Origin of the sequence: Solibacillus sp. FSL K6-4121 (assembly GCF_038002585.1) — a bacterium.
GTDB classification, from domain to species: domain Bacteria; phylum Bacillota; class Bacilli; order Bacillales_A; family Planococcaceae; genus Solibacillus; species Solibacillus faecavium.
Map to the genome: position 1 here is coordinate 402,465 of NZ_JBBOCS010000002.1, position 24,622 is coordinate 427,086.

Sequence of the window (24,622 nt, forward strand, 5' to 3'; positions counted from 1 at the left end):
TTGACAAAAGGGAGGAATGCGTATGGCAGAACTTGTTTATCAAACGATTGGCGAGCTATTAGAAGAAAAGGCTGCACAATACCCTCATCGGGAGGCATTAGTCTATTCAGACCGAGATTACCGCATGACATATGAACAGTTTAACAAGCACAGTGATTTAGTAGCAAAAGCGTTAATGGCAATTGAACTTGAAAAAGGCCATCATTTCTCTGTATGGACAACAAATGTTCCGCATTGGCCGGGTCTTCAGTTTGGATCAGGGAAGATGGGCGCACCGCTAGTCACTGTGAATACGAGTTACCGGACAAGCGAGTTGGAATATTTACTTAAGCAATCTGATTCAAGGGCGATTATTTTAATCGACAATTACCGGGATCATGCATTCATTGATACTTTATATGACTTATGTCCAGAGTTGAAAGAATGTGAGCCAGGTAAATTACAAAGTACCCGACTTCCACTTTTAAAAAGCGTTGTCGTAATTAGTGATAAAAAATATCCAGGGGCGTTCACCTACGAGGAATTTTTGGCGAATGGCAGCCGAATATCAGATGAACAACTAGAGCAACGCAAACAATCCTTAAATTATGATGATGTCATCAATATTCAATATACATCGGGAACGACGGGCTTTCCAAAAGGTGTGATGCTACGGCATTCCAATCTAATTAACAACGCGATCAACATTGCAGAATGCATGAAGCTGACACATGAAGATCGACTATGTATCCCCGTACCATTTTTCCATTGCTTCGGCTGTGTAATAGGTACACTAGCGATCGTTTCAGTGGGAGGAACGATGGTACCGGTGCAGGAGTTCCATCCTGAGGAAGTACTTCGTACAGTTGAAAAGGAGCAATGCACGGCGCTCCATGGCGTACCAACGATGTTTATCAGTGAGTTAAATTTACCGAATATTTCGAGTTTTGATGTCTCGTCATTGCGAACGGGCGTGATGGCAGGCTCCAATTGTCCTATCGAAGTAATGAGGGACGTGATCAATAAACTTGGTATGGAAGATGTGACGATTTGCTACGGTCAGACCGAGTCTTCACCAGTGTTAACACAAACACGAGTAGATGACCCACTGAATCTGAAAGTAGAGACAGTTGGGCGCGCTTTACCAAATGTGGAAGTGAAAATTATGAAGCCAGGTACAAATGAAGAGGTTCCTCGAGGGGAGCAAGGAGAAATTTGTGCTCGGGGCTATGTCGTCATGAAAGGTTATTACAATAATCCGGATGCGACAAAAGAAGCGATCGACACCGATAACTGGCTGCACACGGGCGATCTAGGAACGATGGATGAAAATGGCTATGTCCGCGTTACAGGACGATTGAAGGATATGATTATTAGAGGTGGAGAGAACGTGTATCCTCGTGAAATAGAAGAATTCCTTTATCAACATCCAAAAGTGCTAGATGTACAAGTGACCGGCGTTCCGGATGAGAAGTACGGCGAGGAAGTAGCGGCATGGATTATCCTGAAAGAAGGGCAGACAGCGGTGGAAGAAGAAATAAGGGATTTCTGCAAAGGGAAAATATCGAGGCATAAAATACCGCGCTATATCTTTTTTGTCGACAGTTACCCAATGACCGCGTCAGGAAAAATACAGAAGTTCAAAATTCGTGAACAGTTTGCAAGTTTAGTGAAAACAATGCATTAGGGAGGTTGAAATATGTTCAAAAAGGTACTCATTGCCAATCGAGGCGAAATCGCGCGCCGCATTATCAGAACGTGTAACCGATTAGGCATCGAAACGGTGGCAATTTATTCGGAGGCTGATGCGAACAGTCTGCATGTAAAAGAGGCAACAGAAAGCTTCTGTATTGGTAAACCACCAGTAACACAAAGCTATTTAAATATAGATTCCATTTTAGATGTGGCAAAGCAAACAGGTGCTGATGCCATTCATCCAGGCTATGGCTTATTATCTGAAAATGCAACATTTGCCAAACGTGTAGAGGAAGCAGGATTAACGTTTATCGGACCAAAATTTGAGGTCATTCAATCAATGGGCAGCAAAATAGAGGCACGAAAAACGATGCAGCAAGCTGGAGTGCCAATTGTGCAGGGGGTTAATGAACCAATCGCTGATACAGATGAAGCTGCAAAAATTGCAGAGCACATTGGGTATCCGGTCATGTTAAAAGCATCTGCAGGTGGCGGTGGAATCGGTATGCAGCTGGTCAACAATGAACAGGAGCTGCGTAAGGCATTCGAAGGAAATCAAAAACGTGCGCAAAGCTTCTTTGGTGACGGGACGATGTTTATCGAAAAATTCATTGCAGAACCCCATCATATTGAAGTGCAGGTGCTAGCTGATGCATTTGGCAACGTTATTCCAGTCTATGAGCGTGAATGTTCTATACAGCGTCGCAATCAGAAAGTGGTAGAGGAAGCTCCTTCTCCGTTCATATCAGAAGAGACACGTAAGAAAATGTTAGATGCCGCAGTGAATGCAGCAAAACATATTGGCTACACAAATGCTGGCACGATTGAGTTTTTAGTGGACTGTGATCAAAACTTCTACTTCCTAGAGATGAATACCCGCTTACAGGTGGAACATCCGGTAACAGAAGAGATTACAGGACTGGATCTTGTTGAGCAGCAGTTGAAGATAGCAAATGGCGAAAAGCTTGCCTTTACAAGAGAGGATATTCAGCAAAAAGGGCACGCGATTGAGGTGCGTATTTATGCGGAACATCCAATAACCTTCTTCCCGTCACCAGGGAAAATTACGAAACTAGTATTACCTGAAGGAGAAGGGATTCGACATGAGGTAGCTGTGGAAACAGGAAGCGAGGTAACTCCTTTTTATGATCCGATGATTGGAAAGCTTGTTGTGTTTGGATCAACAAGAGAGGAAGCATGTGTAAGGTTAGCCGATGCATTGCGCAGTTATGTAGTGGAAGGTATTCAAACGAATATACCGATGCTGCTTGAAACTGTCACACAGGAGCAATTTTTAGCAGGTAGCACTACAACTAAGTTTGTAGAGGAATACTATTTACCAAAAACAAAAGCAGTCGGTAAATAAGTGGAGAAGAGGCGCAAAAGATTGAACTTTGGCGAGATCGTATCTACTGCGTGCCACTTCTCTACACTTTATATTAAATGGAGGAATAATATATGACAATAGTAAAAGCGAGTATGGCAGGAACAGTATGGAAGATTTTGGTGAAAGAAGGCGAACAAGTAACAGCAGGTCAAGATGTTGCTATTTTGGAATCTATGAAAATGGAGATTCCTATTGTAACTGAAGAAGCAGGGACAGTGAAACGAATCATTGTAGCTGAAGGCGATTTTATCGATGAAGCAAACGATTTAGTTGAAATCGGATAAGGGAGTGTAGTCTATGCAACTGCCGAAACAAGTGCAAATAAAAGAAGTAGGGCCACGCGACGGGTTACAAAATGAAACGACTTTTATACCGACGGAAGAGAAAATCCAGCTCATTAATCGTTTAAGCGAGTCCGGGCTCAATTACATCGAAGTCACAAGTTTCGTACATCCGAAATGGATTCCACAGCTGGCAGACGCTGTAGAGGTTCTAAAAGAAATTAAGCGAAATAGCGCTATTACGTATGCTGCACTTGTGCCGAACAGTAAAGGGCTAGCACGAGCACTTGACGTCGGTGTCGATGAAGTAAGTATTTTTATGTCAGCAAGTGAGGGCCACAACAAATCGAATATAAACAAATCCATTGATGAGACGTTTCCTATATTAAAGGAAGTTGTGGATGGTGCACTAGCAGCAGGCAAGACCGTACGAGGGTATATCTCTACGGTCATTGCATGCCCCTATGACGGATATACAAAGCCGGAACAGGTCGTAAATGTGGCAGAAAAATTGTTTGATATGGGCATTTCAGAACTATCGCTTGGAGATACGACAGGCGTGGGTGTACCGACACAGGTAGATGCGTTACTTCATGAAATGCTGCGTCACTTCAAAGCTGAAAAGCTAGCGATGCATTTTCATGACACACGTGGCACAGCCATCGCGAATGTCATGACAAGTCTGGCACATGGGATTACGAAATTTGATAGTGCAATTGGTGGGCTTGGCGGATGTCCGTATGCTCATGGTGCATCGGGCAATGTAGCAACCGAGGATTTATTGTATTTCTTGCATGAGATGGGCATCGAAACAGGTGTCAGCATGGAAAAAATCCAGCAAACAGCCCTTTATGTCGAAGGATTAATCGGCAAAACACTATCTTCAAAGCTAGTTGCTATTGCACGAGAGGAGGGAAAATCATGCCAAATTTCGTAAAAGTAGAGGTGCAGGACGGCGTAGCAGTGGTCACGTTTATGAGGGCAGAGGCCGCTAATGCGCTATCTGTTCAAATGTTACATGAAATTAACGAGGCACTAGAAGCAATTCACGATGATCGTTCTATCCGTGTCGTTATTGTTACTGGGGACGGAGAAAAAGCCTTCTGTGCTGGAGCCGACCTAAAGGAACGTAAAGGGATGAATGAGGGAGAAACTCGAAAAACCATTGCACTAATTGGAAAAACGATGAATCATTTTGAAGCGCTCGCTCAACCAGTTATCGCTGCTATTAATGGTGTAGCATTTGGAGGAGGTCTGGAGCTTGCACTTGCATGTGATATTCGTATAGCTAGCAATACGGCAAAAATGGGCTTAACTGAAACAGCACTTGGCATCATTCCAGGAGCAGGTGGGACACAGCGTCTTCCTCGTCTAATTGGTATAGGAAAGGCAAAAGAGCTAATTTACACTGCCCGCCGTCTATCAGCGGAGGAAGCGTATCAGTACGGGATGATCGAGCATATTGTACAGCCAGAAAGATTGCTTGAACAGGCAAAGGAGCTTGCGTACGAAATTGCTAAAAATGCACCACTTTCACTCATACAGGCAAAAACGGCGATTAATCAAGGAATGCAGACAGATATTTCTACCGGACTCCAAATCGAATCATTGGCATATAGCCGATTACTGCAAACGGAAGACCGGCTAGAAGGATTGAAGGCTTTCCAAGAAAAACGGCCACCAGTTTACAGTGGCAAATAAAAGGAGGATGGAAGAAATGACAAAATTGACAGTTGAAAACAAACACCAAGAAATGAAGAATACTGTGTTAAAGGGCGGTCATGAAAAGTATCATGAAAAAAATCAGGAACAGGGGAAATTATTCGTTCGAGAGCGTTTGGAGCTCCTCTTTGATGAAGGGTTACAGGCAGAGGATGGAACGTTTGCTAATGTACTTGCAGGTGACCTCCCTGCAGACGGCGTTGTCACAGGTATCGGGAAAATTCATGGACGAACTGTATGTGTAATGGCAAATGACTCAACAGTAAAAGCAGGCTCTTGGGGAAAGCTAACGGTTGAGAAAATTATCCGTATCCAGGAGACGGCTGAAAAGCTTAACGTTCCACTACTTTATTTAGTTGATTCATCTGGTGCCCGTATTACGGATCAACTGGAGATGTTCCCCGGACGCCGAGGAGCAGGTCGCATCTTTTATAATCAGGTAAAATTATCTGGCCGTATCCCGCAAATTTGTCTATTATTCGGACCTTCAGCAGCAGGTGGCGCGTATATTCCTGCTTTCTGTGATGTTGTAGTTATGGTGGAAGGGAATGCTTCCATGTACTTAGGCTCACCGCGTATGGCGGAGATGGTAATCGGGGAAAAGGTCGACCTTGAAACGATGGGTGGGGCAAAAATGCACTGTTCAGTTTCAGGCTGTGGTGATGTACTGGCGAAAACAGAGGAAGAGGCAATTGCCTACGCAAGACAATACATCAGCTACTTCCCAGATAACTTTAAAAACAAGCCGAATGTGGAAGAGCCAAAACTGCCAAAAACGTTTGAAAAGTCGATTGAGGAAATTATCCCAGCTAACCAAAATGCACCGTTCAATATGTACGATTTAATTGACCGTATTATTGACGAAGGCTCATTCTGTGAGGTGAAAAAGCTATTTGCTGCTGAAATCATTACAGGTTTTGCGCGTATAAATGGCCAATCTGTCGGCATTATCGCCAATCAACCGCGGGTTAAAGGTGGCGTGTTATTCCATGATTCAGCAGATAAGGCAGCAAAATTCATCAGTCTATGTGATGCGTTCCACATTCCGTTAATTTTCCTAGCAGACGTTCCTGGATTTATGATAGGAACAAATGTAGAGAAGATGGGGATTATACGCCATGGCGCGAAAATGATTTATGCGATGAGTGAGGCGACAGTACCGAAAATTACGGTTATTGTCCGCAAGGCATATGGTGCTGGACTTTATGCAATGGCAGGCCCAGCATTTGAACCAGATGTTTGCATTGCATTAACAGGTGCACAAATTGCTGTAATGGGGCCGGAAGCAGCTATTAATGCGGTATATGCAAATAAAATCGCTGCCTTGCCAAAAGAAGAGCAGGCCGCATTTATCGATCAGAAGCGGGAAGAGTATCAGGAGGAAATCGATGTGTATCGTCTGGCATCGGAGCTAATCATTGATGAAGTGATTGAACCGAACGAACTGCGCAACACACTAGAGATTCGTCTCGATGCATACAAATCAAAAGAACTGACATTCACAGAACGCAAGCATGGTGTCAGTCCAGTATAATCCTATAACGGAACTAAAAAGGGCTAGCTTCGCTGTTAATAGCAATGTTAGCCTTTTGTATTTTAAAAAATAAACATCAAGAGCAACAAATTGGGAATACAAACACGCTTATTTTTAGTTATTAACGAAATAATGAAGAAAGCAGCGACTATAATCATCGCTACTTTTAAAAAGCTTCATTTCCGATATTGACTAATTTGGTTTGAATTTCTAAAAATAAAGACAAAATAAATTACTTTATATTTACTGAAATATCGCCTGTTTTCGTATACAATTCAATGTGAGTTTGACCTTCACCCCAAATGGCACTACTTAACTGTTCGTTATAAATCGCTATTTTTCCAGAATCAGTTTTTCCAGTTATCACGGCATCATTTGGTTTTTTCTTTGTTTGAAGCTGAATGTCACCACTATCTGAACTGATAGTTAGTGGATGTAGAATTTCATCCAATTCCATTTTAATATTGCCTGTCGCGGTAGCAATTATATAGGCGCCAACTGTATCCTTAAAGTGAATGTTTCCTACATCTATTTGAATGAGAAATTCTCCAGCCTTTACATCTTCTATCATTAAATTGCCAGTATCACTTTTACTTTCAATCGTTTGAATGAATTGTTCAGGCACCGTAATAACTAATTTATTGGCGCTAGGTGTAAAGCTAGCATTAATCCAATTTGATTTTTGACCTTCCTGAACTTCTATATTTAGTTGATCTTCGCTTGTTAATGTAACTAATTTCGGTGTAGTTTTTTGTTTTTTATTGCCAATTAATTCAACATGCACAGCAGAGTCTTTCGATGCTTTAATTTCTACATTAATTGTCGAAGTGTTAACAGATAGATGCTCAATGTTTTCAAATGTCTCCTCGTCGATTACTTTTGTCTCAACTGTTAATACTTGATACATATAAAATCCGCCTATCGCCCCGATGATGAGGATGAAAAAGACAGAATATAAAATTGTTTTACGCATAAAGTTCCCGCTCCTTTTTTTAGATTAACTTCTGAAATTAATTAATCAATATCCTGTAAATCAATTTTTCGGAATGCAAAGTATGCAATCAGCATACCAATCCCCCCTAAAATGAACGGGATCCCAATTAGGTCCATTAAGTTAAGCGATTCGCTACTAGAGTTAAATGTAGAGTTGATTAAAAATGCAATTAGGGTTGCGGAAGTAATCGTTGTTGCAGTCGATTTTTTACGCATACCGAATAATAGTGGAATCAACGCAATTGCCCCCATACATAAGGCATTCGTGATTGTTTTTGGCATCGAAGCTAGTAACTCACTCGCATTAACGCTCTCTTCAAAAAGCCCTAGCCAAGACTGTAAAAAGAATGTCAATCCTTGAGTAAACCAAATACAAATAAATAAACTAGCTGCTGTATAGAAAAAGACAATACTTAATTTTGCGCGTATTATTTTTTTACGTGCGATTGGATACGTAAACATCGCTTGCATCGTCTTTGTTTTAAACTCTGAAATGATGAGGCGAGAGAGTAAGACGCCACCAAAAACAATAAAGATGATATTAGATGAAATATAGGCAATGGCCATAAAGTCAGGAAACAGAAGGGATTCACCACTATGTTTACTATCGAAGGCCATTAAAATGACAAAACCGTAAATCCCGATGCAGCAAATAAGCAAAGGAATGATATAACGAGATAGCTGATGTTTCATCCATTCGAGCTTCATTAGCTTAAACATTTTAAAAACCTCCTTCGATACGATCGACAAAGTATTGTTCTAACGTCTGGTGATGGCTTTCTACCTTTTCTACTTCAATTTTGTGCTCCACTAAAAACTTTACGATGGTAGACGGCTTGCCAGAAAAATGCTCGATATAGAGTGTGTCATCTTGAGTATGAATCGATAGTGAGAATACTTCTTCTAATAGCTGTTTCGCTTCATTCCCATCATTTACGATTATTTCAAGCGATGTAGCATTTTTCTTTGTTAATGCTTTCATCGAGACCTCTTCGATTAGCTGACCATCTTTTAAAATGCCAATCGTATCTGCAATCGATTCAATTTCAGCGACGATATGACTTGAAATTAAAATCGTCATTCCTTGTTGTTTTAATTGCAGCAATAATTCACGCATTTCTTTAATACCGATTGGATCTAATCCATTGATTGGTTCATCCAATATTAAAATATCTGGCTTCGTCACAATCGCTTTGGCAATCGCTAAGCGTTGTCTCATCCCGAGCGAATAGGACTTCACTTTTTTAGCACCAACATCCTTTAAACCAACGAGTACTAGTACTTCTGGAATGTTGGAAATATGCTGTTCACCCATGTACATACAGTGCAGCTCTAAATTTTTTAGTGCACTTTGCTCCTCATATAAAATGGGATATTCAATTAAATTACCGATATTTTTTAAATAATTATAAGAAGTAGCTTGAACTGACTGGCCTTGTATGAAAATTTCTCCTGAAGTAGGCTTTAATAGGTTGAGTAGCATCTTCATGACCGTCGTTTTGCCAGAACCATTGGGCCCTAAAAACCCGTATATTTCCCCTTTTTGAATCGTCATTGTGACATTTTGTATAACAATGTCTTGTGCAAAATGTTTTGTTAAGTTATTCGTTTGAATAATTGCTGTCATCACTGTTCCTCCTGTTTCACTTGCTATCCATAGTGTAAAGATTGAAAGTAAAAATAAAGTAAACAGAGAGCAAAAGCGCAGTAACATTTATAGGTAAATTAAGTCCTTAAGAAAAAATATTGTTAAAATGGATGTAGAAATGAGGGGGATTTATGAATGATCAAGCAAAAATATTAATTGTAGACGATGAAGTAGGGATCTTAAAGCTACTTGAAATAACCTTAAAAAAAGAACATTTTACACAGATTACGACAGCTACGACAAAAGCAGAGGCACTCGCTCATATAGCAAACACGACTTTTGATATTATCCTGCTAGATGTGATGCTTCCGGACGGTGACGGGTTTTCGTTATGTAGCGCGATTCGCCAACAGTCTACAGCACCGATTTTGTTTATAAGTGCACGTACAAGTGACTTCGACAAATTAACTGGACTAAGCATGGGTGGGGATGATTATATTAAGAAACCATTTAATCCACTTGAGGTCGTAGCGAGGATTCGTGCAATTTTAAGAAGACAGCGCGAATATGGACAAAAAAATCAAACAAGCACAGCATTTGAATATGCGACATTTGTCTTTCATCCAGAGCAAGCCTTATTAATGGTTAAAGGGAAGCCTGTGCACGCAACGGCGAAAGAGCAAGAATTACTGCGTTTTTTTTGTGAGCATCCGAATTATGTATTTACGACAGACCAAATTTATGAGCGTGTATGGGGCGAAGATGTGTATGGTGAGGAAAAGACGGTAACCATTCATATTGCCAAACTAAGAAAAAAATTAGGGGATGACACGAAAAATCCGAAAGTTCTTGTTAATTTACGTGGCATTGGCTATAAATTTATTCCGCCAGCAGGTGATAATTCATGAAAATTCAGCAACGTATTTTACTGCATTTATTCATCGCAATTGCGGTGTATGTACTTATTTTAACCATTACGATTCCGTTTGCTTTAGAAATAGTGCTGCCAAAGCTAGGAATAGCTGAATCTGAGCAAGAGCTATTTATTGTGCTATTATTCGGTCTCGATACAGTACTGATGATGACATGGCTAGCATGGTATATAGGGAGCCCAATCCTTATTATTTTAAAATGGATTGCGCAATTAGCAGCTGAAAACTTTGAGCCATTTGCAAACTATGAAAAGATCTTTAACCGAAAAGGGAAACGAAAATTCCGATTTCGTTTGTATGAAGAAGTTTTGACGCAGCTAGAGACAATGCGTTTGCAATTGATGGAAGCGAAGGTTGAACGAGGGAAAGTCGACCAGGCCAAACGCGATTGGATTGCAGGAATTTCGCATGATTTAAAAACGCCCCTCACATATATAAAAGGTTATACGACTTTACTATTAAAGCGGGAATATACTTGGTCTCCGTCTGAGCAACGTGAATTTATTGAAGAAATTGATACAAAGGGCAAGCATATGGAGCAGCTTATAAGTGACTTAAATTTAGCGATGCAAATTGAGCATTCTACAACCATTCCAATGTATAAAACAACACAAAATATTGTCCCGTTAATCCAGCAAATGATAGCTGATATTAGTAATGATTCCCGTGCAAAGGAGCATACGTTTTCGTTAGAAACCATGCAAGAAACGTATGCAATCGAATTGGATCCAGAATTATTTAAACGGGCATTACAAAACATTTATATGAATGCAGTTTTACATAATTCATCAGCTGTTCACATTGAAACGTCACTTGAACAGCGAGAAGATTATTTAATTATTTGTATTCGTGATAATGGGGTTGGCATGGATAAAGAAACACTGCAGGTTTTATTTAAGCGTTATTACCGCGGAACGACGACTGAAAAACATTCGGATGGAACGGGGCTTGGTATGGCGATTACAAAAAGCTTGATTGAAGCACATAGAGGAACGATTGAAGTAGAAAGCGAACAAGGTGAGGGGACAAGATTTACAGTATCTTTACCTGTGACTTGTAAAAATAAAAAATGAATATAAACCGTTGATTTTTCATTCAGGGGCCGATGCTTTCCTCGGGCACGGCTCTTTAATTTTGCCACGAATTATAACATCCATGTCATGTAACATAGGTAGATTATTGATATAATGTGCCTATAATAATACATAGAGGTGTAGTTAATATGATTAATATGAATTTGAAAATGTTACGTTTACAGCATAAATTGACACAGGAACAGGTAGCTCTTGAATTAAATGTTTCTCGCCAAGTCATTGCTAAATGGGAAAAAGGAGACTCTGTACCTGATTTAAATTTCAGTATGGCCCTCGCTAAATTTTACAATGTCACATTAGATAATTTAGTCAATTATAAAGATGACACAACGTCAATAGCGCTTCCTCCAAAGGGAAAGCATTTTTTCGGTATAACAAAAGTAAGCGAACGTGGACAAATTGTCATTCCTAAAAAGGCACGTGAAATATTTCAGATTAAATCTGGTGATTCCCTCGTCATTTTAGGTGATGAAGAACGAGGGCTAGCTATTGTCCCTAAGGAGATGCTCCAACAGTTTATGAATATGGTAAATGATCCATTTGATCAGGAGGAATGAAATTGACTAATGCAATTGAGATTCAGCAATTATCCAAACAATATAAAACGAAAGTAGCCTTACACCCGTTGACACTCTCCATACCAGAAGGACAGTTATTTGGTTTACTTGGTGTCAATGGTGCAGGTAAAACAACTTTAATCAAAATTCTTACAGGTCTTCTAAAACCCTCTTCTGGAAACGCGCTTATACTTGGCCATTCTCTTTCTAAAGAAGATTCAGCTATCCATTCAATAATCGCTGTCTCACCTCAAGAAACTGCAATTGCTCCAAACTTAACGGTACGTGAAAATTTGCTCTTAATGGCGCGTATTCACGGTTTTTCAAAATTACAAGCTACAGCTAAAGTAGATGAGATGATTGCACAATTTTCACTCGAACCTTTCGAAAAACAACGAGGAAAGACCTTATCTGGTGGATGGCAACGTAAACTGAGCATCGCAATGGCCTTAATTTTAGAACCACGTATATTATTTTTAGACGAACCCACACTTGGACTGGATATTATTAGTAGACATGAGCTCTGGACGATGATAAAGAAACTAAAAAGCTCTACAACGATAATATTAACCACACACTATTTAGAAGAAGCCGAAGAACTTTGCGATCGGATATGCATCTTAAAAGACGGTTATATGAAGGCAGTTGGTACAGTAGATGAACTCATAGATCAATCGAAGCAACCTAACTTTGAACGTGCGTTTGTCCATTTTGTCACTGGAGGTGAATCATAATGCGGTCCTATATATTTGCTGGTCGTGTTACAAAAGAAGTTTTACGTGACCCGATTTCTCTCTTTTTCGGTATTGTGTTTCCCATTATTTTATTACTACTTCTGAATACGATTAACCGGAATGTACCAGAAAATTTATTTAGCATCGAAGTACTCACACCTGGTATAGCCGTATTTAGTTTATCTTTTATTGCACTATTTGCAGCACAAACGTTATCAAAGGATCGCACAAGTGCCTATTTAGCACGGTTACTTACAACACCGATGACCGCAACCGATTTTATTCTCGGATATTCCATTCCGCTTGCAGCAATCGCTTTTATACAAAGTATTATTTGTTTCATTACAGCCTATTTTATGGGCTTTACCATTACACTACACATCTTGCTCGCATTAATCAGCCTTCTATTCGCATCTTTTATCTTCATAGGAATTGGTTTAATATGCGGGATTTTACTAAGTGAAAAGGCAGCAGTAGGGTTATGTGGAGCACTATTAACAAACTTAACAGCATTGTTATCTGGCGCCTGGTTTGATTTAAGTCTAATTGGTGGTACATTTGAAAAAATTGCCTACATCCTTCCATTTGTCCATATCGTTGACTTGGTAAGGGCGCTTTTGGCAAACGATTATAGTGCCACATTACCTCATCTTTACATTGTCATTGTCTATACGGTTATTATTTACGGATTAGCCATTTTCTTTTTCCGTCGACAAACAATTAAAGATTAATCTATCTATTCTATCATTATTAAAAACTTACATGTTCCTGCTAAGCATCTAATTAAATTTAAAAAAATTTGGACGATCGACAATCAACTTGTCGGTCGTCTTTTTATTTAGGTGTGTGATTGGAACATCTATTAAAAAGCTACAAGTAAGGTAATATTAGTCACTAAAAAAATTGACATTATACCTATAGGGGTATATTATATAAAGAAGAAGAAAAAAATATTTTTTTGTAATTTATGGGAGGGTTCAAGATGAAAAAAGTAGTCATTATTGGTGGGGTTGCAGGCGGTGCTTCTGCAGCAGCAAGAATTCGTCGTTTAGACGAGCAAGCAGAAATTGTGATGTTTGAAAAAGGACCACACGTATCATTTTCGAATTGTTCATTACCGTTTTATTTAAGTGGAGTTGTTGCAGATAGCAAGAAGCTGTTAATGATGACACCGGATTCATTTGAAGCTAAGCATAACATTGATGCGCGTATTAATAGTGAGGTTATTGCCATTAATCGTGAGGACAAGACGGTGACAGTAAAAAATACCGTTACAGGCGAACGAACAACAGAAAGCTACGATCAATTAGTGTTATCTCCGGGTGCGAGTCCAATCGTACCGAAATTGCCGGGTAACGACTTGCCTCATGTATTTACCGTAAGAAATGTTGTGGATATTGAGCGTTTACATAATGCAATTGTAGAAAATGACGCCCAAAACATTGCGGTAATTGGTGGAGGCTTTATCGGAGTTGAAGTAGCGGAAAATCTACGTTTAGCAGGCAGAAATGTATCGCTTGTCGAATTTGCACCACAAATTTTAACACCATTTGATGACGACATGGCGCAAATTTTACACAAAGAAATGGTTGATCAAGGTGTCGAGTTAATCGTCGGTGATGGCTTAGCAGAAATTACGCCGAATTTGATTAAGTTAAATTCAGGTAAAGAAGTCGCTGCTGACATTGTCGTTTTAGCAATTGGTGTACGCCCGGAAACTACTTTAGCGACAGAAGCAGGCTTAGAAATTGGAGAAACGGGTGCAATTAAAGTTAATCAAAATTACCAAACAAGCGACCCGGATATTTATGCAGTTGGCGATGCCATCGAGGTGTATCACCGTCTGATGAACAAACAAACGCGTTTAGCGCTCGCTGGTCCTGCTCAACGTCAGGCTCGTGCGGTAGCAGATCATATGTACGGAATTCCGGTCTTGAATAAAGGTGTCATCGGATCATCAAGCATTCAAGTTTTTGACTATGCAGCAGCGTCTACGGGATTAAATGAGCGTACTGCAAAGGAAATGGGTTTATTAGTGGAGGCCGTGTATATTATTGCACCGGATAAAGTCGGTTTAATGCCTTCAAGTAACCCCCTTCATTTCAAGTTAGTTTATGAGTTGCCTACGGGTCGCATTGTCGGCGCGCAAGCAATCGGAAAAGGCAATGCAGATAAGCGAATTGATGTTATTGCGACATTGATTACAATGAACGGGACAATTGAAGACTTAAAAGAATTGGAGCTTTCGTATTCGCCTATGTTTAGTACAGCAAAAGACGTTGTGAATTTAGCTGCATTAGTAGCAACAAATTTAATGGCTGGTCGTTTCAAGCAAGTGCGTGTGAGCGATGTACGCCGTTTAGTAGAAGAAGGTGCTTTTATTGTCGATGTGCGTGAAGCAAATGAGTTTGCGCAAGGGGCGTTAAAAGGGGCTGTAAACATTCCACTGAGCGAATTACGTGGGCGTATGGAGGAAATTCCGACAGATGTTCCTGTTTATGTACATTGCCGTTCATCACAGCGTAGCTATAATGCGGTGATGGCACTCAATAATAGTGGCTATACAAATGTAGCGAATATCTCGGGTTCATTTTTAGGTATTTCCTTATATGAATACTATCAAGATCAAGTGAACAATCGTGAACCAATTGTCACGGCTTATAATTTTAAGTAACGTTTTGGGAGCTCTGCGATTGGAAAGGACATAAAAAATGACATATTTAACATTGGGACAAGTGAATATTCCGATCGCATGGCTCGCATTGATCATTGCCATCCTTTATAGCGATTTTCGTAGTCGCCATTCGGATGGAGCAACAACTAAACTAATTGAACATTTGCTTTATACTTATATTTTCATTTGGAAGTTCAGTTATATTCTTTTTTCAAGCTCAGATTTCTTTCAGGCACCATTATCACTAATTTATTTTGATGGTGGTTTAAAAGGCCATCTGTTAGCACTGGCAGTTGTTGCTTTCCTATTGTATAGAAAACGGGAATTGTTTGATTGGGAAGTTGGCTGGATGTATTGGGTAAGACTTGTCGCCGTTTATCAGCTTATTTTTTACAGTTTTCAGGAACAGTGGTTTGTTGCAGGTATGTGGATTTTTACCCTTATTTTAATTGAACGAATAAAAAGTCAGCATGTGTTGCTCGTTCAATTTTTCCTGCTCATGTGGTTAGACGGCTTTATTTCTAGCTTTACGCTTTTTCATGTCGCCGTATTACTAACAGTTTATTTTAGAACGAAGCATACTCAATATATAGCAGGTGCAGGACTTTTAAGCTTAGTTGCAATCATGTTAATGGATGTTGAAGAAAACATAAGGGCAACGACCCGTGCAGCAATTGATTTACCAGCTACGACGGGTGAACAATATCGTCTGTCTGAACAGGAACAATCTTTAACGGTTGTTAATTTCTTTGCAACGTGGTGCCCGCCATGTAAAGCAGAGATGCCCCATTTGCAAAGTTTTGCTGAAAACTTGCCTAAGGGTGTTGCTTTACTCGGTATCAATTTAACAGCACGTGACAACGGTGAAGAAGAACTCGCAGATTTTATGGAAACTTACAACGTGACATATCCAATCTTAAGGGATGAAGATGATGCAGTAGGAAAAGCTTTCCAAGTAAAATCCATTCCTACAACGGTAGTGCTCAATGCACAGGGTGAAGAGCTTGAACGGATTGTGGGACCAGTAAGTGAAGAACGATTACGCCAATTAATCAGAAAGTATCAACCATTATTGAGTGAATAACTGATGTCGATTGTATAAGCTCACACCAATCTATCATTCGAAAAGAAATTTCAATTGGCTATCATGAAAGATCTCGCGAAATAAAGGTAGATAAATATATTAATATAACAAACAAAAAATCCCATAAATAAAAGCCGCGAAATTTAGCGGCTTTTATTTATGGGATTTTTTATACCTGTATGGGTATTATAAAAATTTCACAATTAGCACAAAATATTGTGATTACTTTGTCAAATATAATATTCTAACCAAGTGTTATCATAGGAAGCGAAATAAAAATAATGGAGTGATGTACGTGATTAAAAAGATATTATTAGCAGGAACTATCACAATGTTACTAACAGCTTGCAACCAAACTGAAGAGAACAATGAGTCAACAGTTTCCAATCAGGAATCCGCACAGCAGCAGGATGTTGAACAAATCGCCGAGAAGGATTGGACGCAGGATGCACGTTTGCAAGAGCCTACAGAAGATACAGTATGCGTCATGTGTAATATGAAAGTTTATACAAAAGATCATGAAATGGGCGTCTTCTCAGCTCAGGCGATTAAAGAGGACGGCTCCATTGCATTTTATGATGATATCGGTTGTTTACTGAATGCTGAGTTTGCCAACGTAGAAGTAAATGAAAAATTTGTACGTGATTACAAAACATTAAATTGGTTTAATGTAGAGCAAGCATATATTGTGAAAACAAAGTTAAAATCACCGATGAACTGGGGTTATATTTTCTTTAAATATGAAGATGATGCAAAAACGTATATGGATGAGAATGAAGGATCGGAATTGACATCCTATACAAAAGTACGTCAACAAGCTTTGGAGCGCCGTAAAGCAAAAATGAAAGCGGGAGAGAATGTGGATAAACATGATCCTGAAGACGGTCATGTGCATCATGAAGGGGAAGAAAAACAGCACAATGCTGGTGATTAATGAGCGGATGATATGTCTGAAAGCGACTTATCTCTGTAAATACACCATAAATAGAGGTGCATAGGGCTTATGAATAAATTGATGAGATGGGCTGTTCTTTCGCTGCTATTAACCTTCTTTCCCCTCGTTTCACATAGCGTAGCAGCAGAAAGTTTACAGCAATTAATAGACGAAACTGAACCACATAGTACGCTTTATTTAAAAAACCAAACGTACGAAGGATCAGTTACCATTACAAAACCTATTACAATCATTGGCGATAAAAAAACAAAAATCACATCATTAACTACAGGAATTAAGATTAAGGACACTACTGATATTACGCTTGTATCACTCCAATTTGAAACGAAACAAACACCTATTCGTGTTGAAGATAGTAAAGATCTTGTCTTTAAAAATTTGAACCTTGATATTGATGAAAAAGGTGTGGAGTTTTACCGTGTTCAAAATGTCACTCTTTCCTCTTTGAAAATAGAGGGAAAAAAAGAAGGCCACTTTTCCAAAAAGCCAAACGCGGTGAGTCTATTTGAAGGGGATCAAATTATTGTCAAAAATCTGTTTGCTAAAAACATTCAGGATGGCATGTACTTTGAGAAAACAAAAAATGTAGACGTCCAACATACGGTAGTTGAAGATGGGCGGTATGGATTGCATTTCATGTACGGTACTAATATACAGCTACAACACAATGCGGTTAAGAATAATGTATCGGGCATGACGATAATGGTCGTTGAAAATGCTCGTATTGCCCACAACCAAATCGAAAGACAGCTTCAATTAAATAGTAACGGCATGTATTTATATGATATTGAAGAAGCGCAAATCACGAATAATATATTTAAGGAAAATACGACTGCGACGATTTGGAATCAAGTAAAGAATACAGCATTTACCCAAAATATGTTTCAGTCAAATGGAACGGTCATTCACAGTAGAAGGTCACCAACCGTAACAGTTACTGAAAATGAGTTTCAAGGTAATATATTAACGGCTCGGTCAGACGAAATTGGCTTTGTGTTAAATCGAAACCATTATGACGATTATAACGGTTATGACTTCAATGCTGATGGATTAGGCGATACAGACTACCATTCATTCACAAGTTTTGGACAATGGATGGTGCGTAAGCCCGTGTATCAGTATTATGTAGAATCCCCGAGTGTCACATTACTTAATAAATTGGATCAGCAACTCTCCGATACACAAAATATGGTCTTAGTTGATAAAAATCCACTTATGATGACGGAGAATAAAGAACAAAGCATTCAACTGAACTGGCTACATCTATTGGGAAGTACGGCAAGTTTATTCGTATTATTTAGTATTTGGAGGAAATTAAGATGAAACGGCTATTAGTTATAAGTACTATTATTGCAATGATGTTATTAGCAGGCTGTGGCAATAAAGAATACAAGCCGAAAGAGATTTCTGCAGAAACAGATGTTTGTGAAATTTGTAATATGACAATTTCGCATATAGATTACGCGGGTCAAATAGTGTTTAAAAATAATGATCATCTCGTTTTTGATGATTTAGGCTGTTTGATGGAATACATTATCGCTAATGGCGAGAGCGAGATTGGGGCAGCATATATTAAAGATGAATCAACAAATAAATGGATTAATGTTAAAGAGGCCGTGTACATCTACGAAGCGAACTATTGGACACCTATGAACTACGGCGTACTCGCATTTGCATCACAGGAAAGTGTGGATGCTTATATGAATGAAAATGGACAAGGTAAACAGCTTAAATATGATGATTTATTAACATTTGAATGGGGAATCCATACGCACGAATGATAAAGTTTATTCAACTTGAGATGAAGCAATTAATCCGTAGTAAATGGCTTCAAATCGTTACCGTATTATTTGTTGTTACCTTTACATCCGTGTTAATGATTCAACAAATTGCAATGCCTGATGCAGAAGGGTTTACGCGTCAATCAGCAGCAATGTTAAACGTATTATTATTTTTACTTCCGTTATTTATATTGACAATTGGTTCAATGAGTCTAGCGGCCGACCGTGAATCAGGTTGGTTAAATTTACTGAAAACCTATCCGATGTCTAATGGTAAGTATATTTTTACGAAGTGGATCGGCTTATTTAATGTATTTTTATTCATTACACTATTAGCCATTACACTTTCCTATATGATGGGGAGCTTTTTTGGCGGCATTTCACTAAATGGTCCGTTCATCTTATTTATTCTTATTTTGCTGTTACTTTTCACATCACTTAGTATTTTCGTAGGTGTGATAGCAAAAAACAGGCTTCACGCACTGGCGCTTGCTTTAGGTGTTTGGTCAATGATTACACTGATTTTATCGTATGTGTTAATGGCGGTAGGAACCATTATTTCGGAAAATTTATTGAAAACTTTCATTTCGTTATCCATCCATATTAATCCACTTGAATGGATGCGCTTTAGTTATTTTATATTTACGGATCAGTCAGCTGTTTTAGGACCGGCCTTCTATGAGCTGGTGAAATTTTATGATTCAACAGTCGGACTATTTTATTACAGCTTATTTACAGCACTATGGGGAGTTAGCCCACTTTTATTAGCTACATATTTATTAAAAAGAAGGTGATAAATATATGACCGTGGAATTGTTGAACATTACGAAAACATATAAGAAAAACCGGGGCGTGCACAATATTGAGGTAACAATTGATGCTGGTGAGATTACGGCACTTGTCGGAGCAAATGGCGCAGGGAAAAGTACTATTATAAAATTGTTAACCGGGCAACTCGTGCAAAATGAAGGGGAAATCATTGGTTTTTCAAAAGAGGCACTTCGATATATGCCGGATGATTTAAACTTTCCGGATACATTAACGGCTGCTGAAATATTAGCCTTATTAGCCAATTTGAAAAAGGTGCCCTCCGATAAAATCCCGAAACTTCTTGAACAAGTTGGACTAGCTGATAAAGGTCATTTACGGGTTTCGGAGTATTCCAAAGGGATGCGCCAACGTTTAAATTTAGCGCAAAGTTTAATAGGCGATGGAGATTTATATATATTAGATGAACCGACGAATGGCTTAGACCCCTTTTGGATTGCAACATTGAAAAAAATGCTTGTAGATGAAAAGGAAAAAGGGACTCATGTCTTGTTTTCTACCCATTTACTTTCCTTTGCTGAAGAAATTGCGGACCAAGTGATTATGCTTCATGAAGGTGAAGTAATTGCCAAAGGGAAAATAAGCACGCTTCTAACTACTTACCATTGTCAAACGTTAGAACAACTGTGGTTAACTTTAACAATGAGGGAGAATAGCTAGTGAAGAAATATATTGGACTTGTTATTATCACATTATTAATCGGAATTCTTATATGGGAAAATAGCATGACCACTAATGAGAGACCTTTAAATAAAGCTAAGAATGAGGAAAGCTCTCGTGTTGTTAAAGCAAGTGATTTTACATTGCAAGCACTAGATCAGCAACAATATTCACTGTCGGATTCTCAAGGGAAATGGACGATTGTGAATTTTTGGGCTTCGTGGTGTGAACCTTGTAAAATGGAAGCACCGCATTTGCAACGTTTATATGAGGAATATAATGACCAGCTAGAAATATTGGCAGTGAACATGACAACGAAAGACAGGCAGGACGATGTGCAAAAGTTTGTTAATGAGTACGGGCTGACATTTCCGGTTTTGTTGGATGAGCAGGGGGACGTGAGTATGACGTATGGTGCCTTTACGATTCCAACTACAATTTTTATCGACGAGAAAGGCAATATTATCCATGAATTTGCTGGTCCTATGGAAGAATCATTTATAATTGACCTTTTATCTTTGTGAATTTCATTTTATACGAATGAAAAAGACGCGGTGCCTTAAGGAAGGGCACTGAAAAACCTATATTTTTTATCACGTAAGGCACTTTCTATTCGAGATTGAATGGAAGGTGCCTTCTCTGCGAATAGGGTGTGGCACCTTGAATTGCGAATGAGTAAATAGAGGAATGAATTTCCCTTATTTCGAAAATAAAATAAAAAATAGTAAAAATAAGGGTAGGAATTTCCGTTATTGACCTGAAAAAACATGAAATTCAGGTATTTTATTTAAAATAACGGTAAAACGTTCCCTTATTTAGCCCCAAAATGAGCAACATCATTTAAATAACGGTAAAATCTTCCCTTATTTCTTTGCCTATTCCTCCCTTCGCTTCAGATTCACAGTTCGAATATCTTACGTCTTTTTAAAATTAGTAAAACTTGATTAATCAAATTAGTTTCAGTACAATGAAATCTTTGAATACATAACTAGTGATAGGGAAACCCGTGAAACCATATTCTAATAGAAGGTAATCGCTTTTTTAAGAAATGAAGATGGAAACTCAGCTACAATTTCATCGGTTAACGTTAAGTAAGAGACATCACAACAAAGAGGTGGCAACATGAAAGGTCGAACACATTTAACAATAGGGTTGGGTATAGGGGCAGTGGCGTCTGTCAGCCAAACACCTGAAATGATTCCAATCGTTTTAGCTGCAACCGCTGTAGCTTCCCTTGCTCCAGATTTAGACGGAAATAATTTGTTAAACAAGCATGTGACAAAAACGGCGAAACAAATAAAAAAGGGCGGACAATTTGTCGGTGGGGCGTTGATTGTTCTGTCGTTATTCTCCTACATATTTAATATTAATTTCCTACCCTTTTTAGAGGAGGGATGGCTTACACAACAAAATAAACTCCTCTTTTTAGGGTTGGGTGCAATCATTATTGCATTGTCCATGAGAAGCCAGGAAACGTTGAAAAATATTTTGATGAGCATTTTAGGTTTATTCCTACTGTACTATGCCATTACGGATGAACTGTGGTGGCTCGTTATGTTCGCTCTATACATTGGGGCAGCAGGATGGTTCCCACATAGAGGGCAAACCCATACAATTTGGGCAGTAATTTATTGGGGCTATATGTCTTATCTGTTGGAAATGAGTACGGGGGTTGAACATTTAGCGATCATCTCAACTATGGCCTACCTTTCTCATATTCTAGGAGATATGATGACGATAAAAGGAGTTAAATTTCTTTCTCCAATTACAAGCAAAGTATTTAAAATAAGAATATAAATTTGAAGTATGAGGCTGGACATAAGTAGAAATTTTTTTGTATAAGGGAATACTCTTATTAAAAATTGATATTTGAATTGATTGGAGTGAAGGGGCGACTCCTGGGGGAACAGCGCGACGCCTGAGACGTTCGTGTAAGGCCGTGCCCCCGGAAAGCGTCCCCGTAACGGAAATCAATTCTAGAAGAAGCAGAAAAATATGCATTTTTTCTTTGGAAAAATGCATATTTTTTGTTTTGTCTCAGGCTCATTTAAAATGTACATTAAATTGAGTATTTTTTAACTTCTGCGTCTAATATAGATAACAAATCGAACTGATCTAAAACTTCTAACATATTCTTTCCTTTATTAATCCAATATAATCCGCAAGTGCCCATATTACTTAAACAAACACCCTTCCGTATATAACATATTGATAAGTTAATAAACTGCTTCTCTATTTTACATAGTTCAATGGAGCTCTCTAATTGTTTTAAAGCCATATTGTAATCGTTATTTTTCAAATATAACAAGGATAGATTAATTAAAAAGTTTATTTTTATCCGATTTATATTTTGGAAATTTTTATACTTCTCAATATGACGAAAAGCGAATTTTTTCATTTCTTCAGCCGTTTCAACCGGAAAAATATAAAGGATAGCATTTAACAAAAAGATATCGGATAAGTACAAGTTGTCCCTACGAGATAATTCTGTCCAAATGGGCTCAGCAAGTAATTTTGCATGATGAATATCGTTCGTATTGGCTAATATTGAGAGGCTTTTTATAATGATATTTATTTTATTAATCAGTTTGTCTTCAGGACATTCTTTTAAATATGAAATACAACTTTGCTGTAACTGCAATAAATCATCCGAATTATTATACGTTTGATTATAAAAGTTGTTAATAATTTCATCTCTTAAAGGCATTGAATATCCATTATTTATATATTTAAATTCGTCATAAGAAGTTTCTATACGGACCAGAAATTCACTAAGAGTAGAATGTTTAATATCTTTATTTTCCCCTAGCTCAAATTTGGAGAAATTACCTTGAGTACAGATGTTAGATGATACATATTTTTGCGAAAATCCTTTGCCGACTCTTATTTTTTTTACTGTTTCTCCATAATTATTCATAAGATCCTCCATTTTATTCTTTTACTAATATTATAAGATAAAATTGTATAATTTATGTAAAATAAGAAAAAAGGGGGGGTGAGAAAATGATTGATATGATTATTATCGCTCTAGATTTATGGCTGATAGGAATTGGGGGAGGTTAATAAGTTTTTCGGAAAGTTACCTTAGATGCAGTTAAAAGGTGGCGCCAGTAGTAGTAAAGTCCTTAAATACTACGACTGGTGTCTATCTTGTATATCTAATGTAATCTTCAATGTATAAAATGCATAAATAGAGCTACCGTTTTACATAGTAGAAGGTAAAAATAGTAATAATATACTAATATTTAGATGAAACAAATAAAAATATTAAAATATTATTATAACTAATCGTTTTTGGTTGTATTTTTCGATAGAAATTCCCCTATATATAGTAAGAAGGTTAGCAAAAATTCTATTCGGTCTTTTTTAATTAAAAACGAACGGAAGTTCATGTTTTATGACTAAAAAGATAAGGGGTATGACGAATGAAGATTTTAAATCCTGATGTTGTGAATAGTAATGTATTTAAAAGATTTTTAGAGATAGAAGAGTATAACAAACTGTACACTGCCTATTTAGAGGATCCGAATAGTACTAATGCTGATACCTTAAATGAACATTTCAAGTATTTTGAAAAACAGATCATACGTATCGCCTATATAAAAAAAGCAGTTATATATGAATCCAGAAAATTTGATTCAATGTTAAGAGAGCACAATAGAAAGTATGAATTGAATTTGGATGCACCAATTAATGAAAGCCTCGAAATGGTAGATACTGTTCAAGATGAAAATTCTTTTCTCCAATTCGAAAACATTTTTGAGAATGACTTAGAAAGTTTGTTAAGTGATGAATTGTTAATCACCTTATTAAGACGTTTAAATACTAAGCAAAAACAAGTTTTATATTATCGGTATGTAAACGAGTTAACTGAGAAGGAAATTGCGATGATTTACAACGTATCACAACAAGCTATTTCTAAGATGATTCATAGATCGATAAATATATTAAGAGAAGGGAGGGAAGAGAATGATTGAGGGGCAGCTGTTTCAAATATTGGGAAATTTCGGGTTTCCGATAACCATTGCGATTTATTTATTAATGAGATTCGAGGGCAAAATTGATTCTTTACGAAGTTCTATTGACGTATTATCAAACGACCTCACTAAAGTGAACCATGAAAGGACTAAAAAATAGGGGGGAG

The 24,622-nt window shown here is 38.1% G+C and carries 26 protein-coding genes; 22 read left to right on the plus strand and 4 right to left on the minus strand.

Annotated elements, in window-relative coordinates:
- Positions 1-22 precede the first annotated feature (22 nt).
- From MHH95_RS11455 to MHH95_RS11480, 6 genes are all read left to right on the plus strand, one after another.
- Entirely contained in the window at positions 23-1,666 is a 1,644-nt protein-coding gene (locus MHH95_RS11455; protein ID WP_340727659.1) for an AMP-binding protein, read from the plus strand.
- Positions 1,667-1,678: 12 nt separating this feature from the next.
- The gene (locus MHH95_RS11460) at positions 1,679-3,040 is read left to right on the plus strand and encodes an acetyl-CoA carboxylase biotin carboxylase subunit (protein WP_340727660.1); all 1,362 of its coding nucleotides are present in this window, start codon (positions 1,679-1,681) and stop codon (positions 3,038-3,040) included.
- 92 nt (positions 3,041-3,132) lie between these two features.
- A complete protein-coding gene (locus MHH95_RS11465) occupies positions 3,133-3,345 on the plus strand; it encodes an acetyl-CoA carboxylase biotin carboxyl carrier protein subunit (RefSeq protein WP_191699255.1) in 213 nt (70 codons plus the stop codon).
- A 13-nt stretch (positions 3,346-3,358) separates the two neighbouring features.
- Entirely contained in the window at positions 3,359-4,279 is a 921-nt protein-coding gene (locus tag MHH95_RS11470; protein WP_340727661.1) for a hydroxymethylglutaryl-CoA lyase, read from the plus strand.
- Positions 4,264-5,043 carry an enoyl-CoA hydratase gene (locus MHH95_RS11475; protein WP_340727662.1) on the plus strand — a complete coding sequence of 260 codons (780 nt, stop codon included), beginning with the start codon at positions 4,264-4,266 and terminating at the stop codon, positions 5,041-5,043. Before MHH95_RS11470 ends, MHH95_RS11475 begins: the two co-directional genes overlap by 16 nt.
- Positions 5,044-5,059: 16 nt before the next feature.
- Positions 5,060-6,598, plus strand: coding sequence for an acyl-CoA carboxylase subunit beta (locus MHH95_RS11480; RefSeq protein WP_340727663.1), 1,539 nt, complete (start codon positions 5,060-5,062; stop codon positions 6,596-6,598).
- Between the two features lie 232 nt (positions 6,599-6,830).
- Here MHH95_RS11480 and MHH95_RS11485 read toward each other — a convergent pair whose 3' ends face one another.
- Genes MHH95_RS11485 through MHH95_RS11495 form a run of 3 tightly spaced genes read right to left on the minus strand, consistent with a single transcriptional unit; the run spans position 6,831 to position 9,218 of the window.
- Complete coding sequence (locus MHH95_RS11485) at positions 6,831-7,571, minus strand: DUF4097 family beta strand repeat-containing protein (protein ID WP_340727664.1); 741 nt, start codon at positions 7,569-7,571, stop codon at positions 6,831-6,833.
- A 41-nt stretch (positions 7,572-7,612) separates the two neighbouring features.
- Positions 7,613-8,311, minus strand: coding sequence for an ABC transporter permease (locus tag MHH95_RS11490; protein ID WP_340727665.1), 699 nt, complete (start codon positions 8,309-8,311; stop codon positions 7,613-7,615).
- A gap of 1 nt (position 8,312) precedes the next feature.
- Positions 8,313-9,218, minus strand: coding sequence for an ATP-binding cassette domain-containing protein (locus MHH95_RS11495; RefSeq protein ID WP_340727666.1), 906 nt, complete (start codon positions 9,216-9,218; stop codon positions 8,313-8,315).
- A 152-nt stretch (positions 9,219-9,370) separates the two neighbouring features.
- Here MHH95_RS11495 and MHH95_RS11500 point away from each other — a divergent pair, with 152 nt between their 5' ends.
- The 14 genes from MHH95_RS11500 to MHH95_RS11565 all read left to right on the plus strand — a co-directional run bounded on the left by MHH95_RS11500 (position 9,371) and on the right by MHH95_RS11565 (position 22,275).
- Positions 9,371-10,087, plus strand: coding sequence for a response regulator transcription factor (locus MHH95_RS11500; protein ID WP_340727667.1), 717 nt, complete (start codon positions 9,371-9,373; stop codon positions 10,085-10,087).
- A complete protein-coding gene (locus MHH95_RS11505) occupies positions 10,084-11,184 on the plus strand; it encodes a sensor histidine kinase (RefSeq protein WP_340727668.1) in 1,101 nt (366 codons plus the stop codon). Before MHH95_RS11500 ends, MHH95_RS11505 begins: the two co-directional genes overlap by 4 nt.
- A gap of 149 nt (positions 11,185-11,333) precedes the next feature.
- Complete coding sequence (locus MHH95_RS11510; protein WP_340727669.1) at positions 11,334-11,762, plus strand: helix-turn-helix transcriptional regulator; 429 nt, start codon at positions 11,334-11,336, stop codon at positions 11,760-11,762.
- Between the two features lie 2 nt (positions 11,763-11,764).
- A complete protein-coding gene (locus tag MHH95_RS11515; RefSeq protein ID WP_445683008.1) occupies positions 11,765-12,496 on the plus strand; it encodes an ABC transporter ATP-binding protein in 732 nt (243 codons plus the stop codon).
- Positions 12,496-13,227 (plus strand): ABC transporter permease, encoded by a 732-nt coding sequence (locus MHH95_RS11520; RefSeq protein WP_340727671.1) that lies wholly within the window; start codon positions 12,496-12,498, stop codon positions 13,225-13,227. Before MHH95_RS11515 ends, MHH95_RS11520 begins: the two co-directional genes overlap by 1 nt.
- 251 nt (positions 13,228-13,478) lie before the next feature.
- Entirely contained in the window at positions 13,479-15,170 is a 1,692-nt protein-coding gene (locus tag MHH95_RS11525; protein ID WP_340727672.1) for an FAD-dependent oxidoreductase, read from the plus strand.
- Positions 15,171-15,207: 37 nt separating this feature from the next.
- On the plus strand, positions 15,208-16,254 hold the full coding sequence (locus MHH95_RS11530; RefSeq protein WP_340727673.1) for a TlpA family protein disulfide reductase: 1,047 nt from the start codon (positions 15,208-15,210) through the stop codon (positions 16,252-16,254).
- Between the two features lie 295 nt (positions 16,255-16,549).
- The gene (locus MHH95_RS11535) at positions 16,550-17,188 is read left to right on the plus strand and encodes a nitrous oxide reductase accessory protein NosL (protein ID WP_340727674.1); all 639 of its coding nucleotides are present in this window, start codon (positions 16,550-16,552) and stop codon (positions 17,186-17,188) included.
- A 69-nt stretch (positions 17,189-17,257) separates the two neighbouring features.
- Complete coding sequence (locus tag MHH95_RS11540) at positions 17,258-18,532, plus strand: right-handed parallel beta-helix repeat-containing protein (protein ID WP_340727675.1); 1,275 nt, start codon at positions 17,258-17,260, stop codon at positions 18,530-18,532.
- The gene (locus MHH95_RS11545) at positions 18,529-18,990 is read left to right on the plus strand and encodes a nitrous oxide reductase accessory protein NosL (protein ID WP_340727676.1); all 462 of its coding nucleotides are present in this window, start codon (positions 18,529-18,531) and stop codon (positions 18,988-18,990) included. Before MHH95_RS11540 ends, MHH95_RS11545 begins: the two co-directional genes overlap by 4 nt.
- Positions 18,966-19,784: an ABC transporter permease gene (locus MHH95_RS11550; protein ID WP_340727677.1), complete on the plus strand. Its 819-nt coding sequence runs from the start codon at positions 18,966-18,968 to the stop codon at positions 19,782-19,784. Before MHH95_RS11545 ends, MHH95_RS11550 begins: the two co-directional genes overlap by 25 nt.
- A gap of 7 nt (positions 19,785-19,791) precedes the next feature.
- Complete coding sequence (locus tag MHH95_RS11555; RefSeq protein ID WP_340727678.1) at positions 19,792-20,478, plus strand: ABC transporter ATP-binding protein; 687 nt, start codon at positions 19,792-19,794, stop codon at positions 20,476-20,478.
- A complete protein-coding gene (locus MHH95_RS11560) occupies positions 20,478-21,002 on the plus strand; it encodes a TlpA family protein disulfide reductase (RefSeq protein WP_340727679.1) in 525 nt (174 codons plus the stop codon). Before MHH95_RS11555 ends, MHH95_RS11560 begins: the two co-directional genes overlap by 1 nt.
- 598 nt (positions 21,003-21,600) lie before the next feature.
- Positions 21,601-22,275: a metal-dependent hydrolase gene (locus MHH95_RS11565; protein ID WP_340727680.1), complete on the plus strand. Its 675-nt coding sequence runs from the start codon at positions 21,601-21,603 to the stop codon at positions 22,273-22,275.
- A gap of 262 nt (positions 22,276-22,537) precedes the next feature.
- Here the strand turns inward: MHH95_RS11565 and MHH95_RS11570 are convergent, their stop codons facing one another.
- Entirely contained in the window at positions 22,538-23,395 is an 858-nt protein-coding gene (locus MHH95_RS11570) for an XRE family transcriptional regulator (protein ID WP_340727681.1), read from the minus strand.
- 508 nt (positions 23,396-23,903) lie between these two features.
- Here MHH95_RS11570 and MHH95_RS11575 point away from each other — a divergent pair.
- Together MHH95_RS11575 and MHH95_RS11580 are read left to right on the plus strand one after the other, a co-directional pair.
- Positions 23,904-24,455 carry a sigma factor-like helix-turn-helix DNA-binding protein gene (locus MHH95_RS11575; RefSeq protein WP_340727682.1) on the plus strand — a complete coding sequence of 184 codons (552 nt, stop codon included), beginning with the start codon at positions 23,904-23,906 and terminating at the stop codon, positions 24,453-24,455.
- Entirely contained in the window at positions 24,448-24,615 is a 168-nt protein-coding gene (locus tag MHH95_RS11580; RefSeq protein ID WP_340727683.1) for a YvrJ family protein, read from the plus strand. Before MHH95_RS11575 ends, MHH95_RS11580 begins: the two co-directional genes overlap by 8 nt.
- The last annotated feature ends 7 nt before the right edge of the window (positions 24,616-24,622 follow it).

Bases quoted from the DNA above. Each gene is read 5' to 3' on its own strand.
- MHH95_RS11530 (WP_340727673.1), top strand. From the start codon at position 15,208: ATGACATATTTAACATTGGGACAAGTGAATATTCCGATCGCATGGCTC.
- MHH95_RS11500 (WP_340727667.1), top strand. From the start codon at position 9,371: ATGAATGATCAAGCAAAAATATTAATTGTAGACGATGAAGTAGGGATC.
- MHH95_RS11485 (WP_340727664.1), bottom strand. From the start codon at position 7,571: ATGCGTAAAACAATTTTATATTCTGTCTTTTTCATCCTCATCATCGGG.
- MHH95_RS11580 (WP_340727683.1), top strand. From the start codon at position 24,448: ATGATTGAGGGGCAGCTGTTTCAAATATTGGGAAATTTCGGGTTTCCG.
- MHH95_RS11505 (WP_340727668.1), top strand. From the start codon at position 10,084: ATGAAAATTCAGCAACGTATTTTACTGCATTTATTCATCGCAATTGCG.
- MHH95_RS11460 (WP_340727660.1), top strand. From the start codon at position 1,679: ATGTTCAAAAAGGTACTCATTGCCAATCGAGGCGAAATCGCGCGCCGC.
- MHH95_RS11470 (WP_340727661.1), top strand. From the start codon at position 3,359: ATGCAACTGCCGAAACAAGTGCAAATAAAAGAAGTAGGGCCACGCGAC.
- MHH95_RS11455 (WP_340727659.1), top strand. From the start codon at position 23: ATGGCAGAACTTGTTTATCAAACGATTGGCGAGCTATTAGAAGAAAAG.
- MHH95_RS11565 (WP_340727680.1), top strand. From the start codon at position 21,601: ATGAAAGGTCGAACACATTTAACAATAGGGTTGGGTATAGGGGCAGTG.
- MHH95_RS11475 (WP_340727662.1), top strand. From the start codon at position 4,264: ATGCCAAATTTCGTAAAAGTAGAGGTGCAGGACGGCGTAGCAGTGGTC.
- MHH95_RS11510 (WP_340727669.1), top strand. From the start codon at position 11,334: ATGATTAATATGAATTTGAAAATGTTACGTTTACAGCATAAATTGACA.
- MHH95_RS11575 (WP_340727682.1), top strand. From the start codon at position 23,904: ATGAAGATTTTAAATCCTGATGTTGTGAATAGTAATGTATTTAAAAGA.
- MHH95_RS11540 (WP_340727675.1), top strand. From the start codon at position 17,258: ATGAATAAATTGATGAGATGGGCTGTTCTTTCGCTGCTATTAACCTTC.
- MHH95_RS11520 (WP_340727671.1), top strand. From the start codon at position 12,496: ATGCGGTCCTATATATTTGCTGGTCGTGTTACAAAAGAAGTTTTACGT.
- MHH95_RS11480 (WP_340727663.1), top strand. From the start codon at position 5,060: ATGACAAAATTGACAGTTGAAAACAAACACCAAGAAATGAAGAATACT.
- MHH95_RS11490 (WP_340727665.1), bottom strand. From the start codon at position 8,311: ATGTTTAAGCTAATGAAGCTCGAATGGATGAAACATCAGCTATCTCGT.
- MHH95_RS11465 (WP_191699255.1), top strand. From the start codon at position 3,133: ATGACAATAGTAAAAGCGAGTATGGCAGGAACAGTATGGAAGATTTTG.
- MHH95_RS11525 (WP_340727672.1), top strand. From the start codon at position 13,479: ATGAAAAAAGTAGTCATTATTGGTGGGGTTGCAGGCGGTGCTTCTGCA.
- MHH95_RS11545 (WP_340727676.1), top strand. From the start codon at position 18,529: ATGAAACGGCTATTAGTTATAAGTACTATTATTGCAATGATGTTATTA.
- MHH95_RS11550 (WP_340727677.1), top strand. From the start codon at position 18,966: ATGGGGAATCCATACGCACGAATGATAAAGTTTATTCAACTTGAGATG.
- MHH95_RS11495 (WP_340727666.1), bottom strand. From the start codon at position 9,218: ATGACAGCAATTATTCAAACGAATAACTTAACAAAACATTTTGCACAA.
- MHH95_RS11555 (WP_340727678.1), top strand. From the start codon at position 19,792: ATGACCGTGGAATTGTTGAACATTACGAAAACATATAAGAAAAACCGG.
- MHH95_RS11570 (WP_340727681.1), bottom strand. From the start codon at position 23,395: ATGAATAATTATGGAGAAACAGTAAAAAAAATAAGAGTCGGCAAAGGA.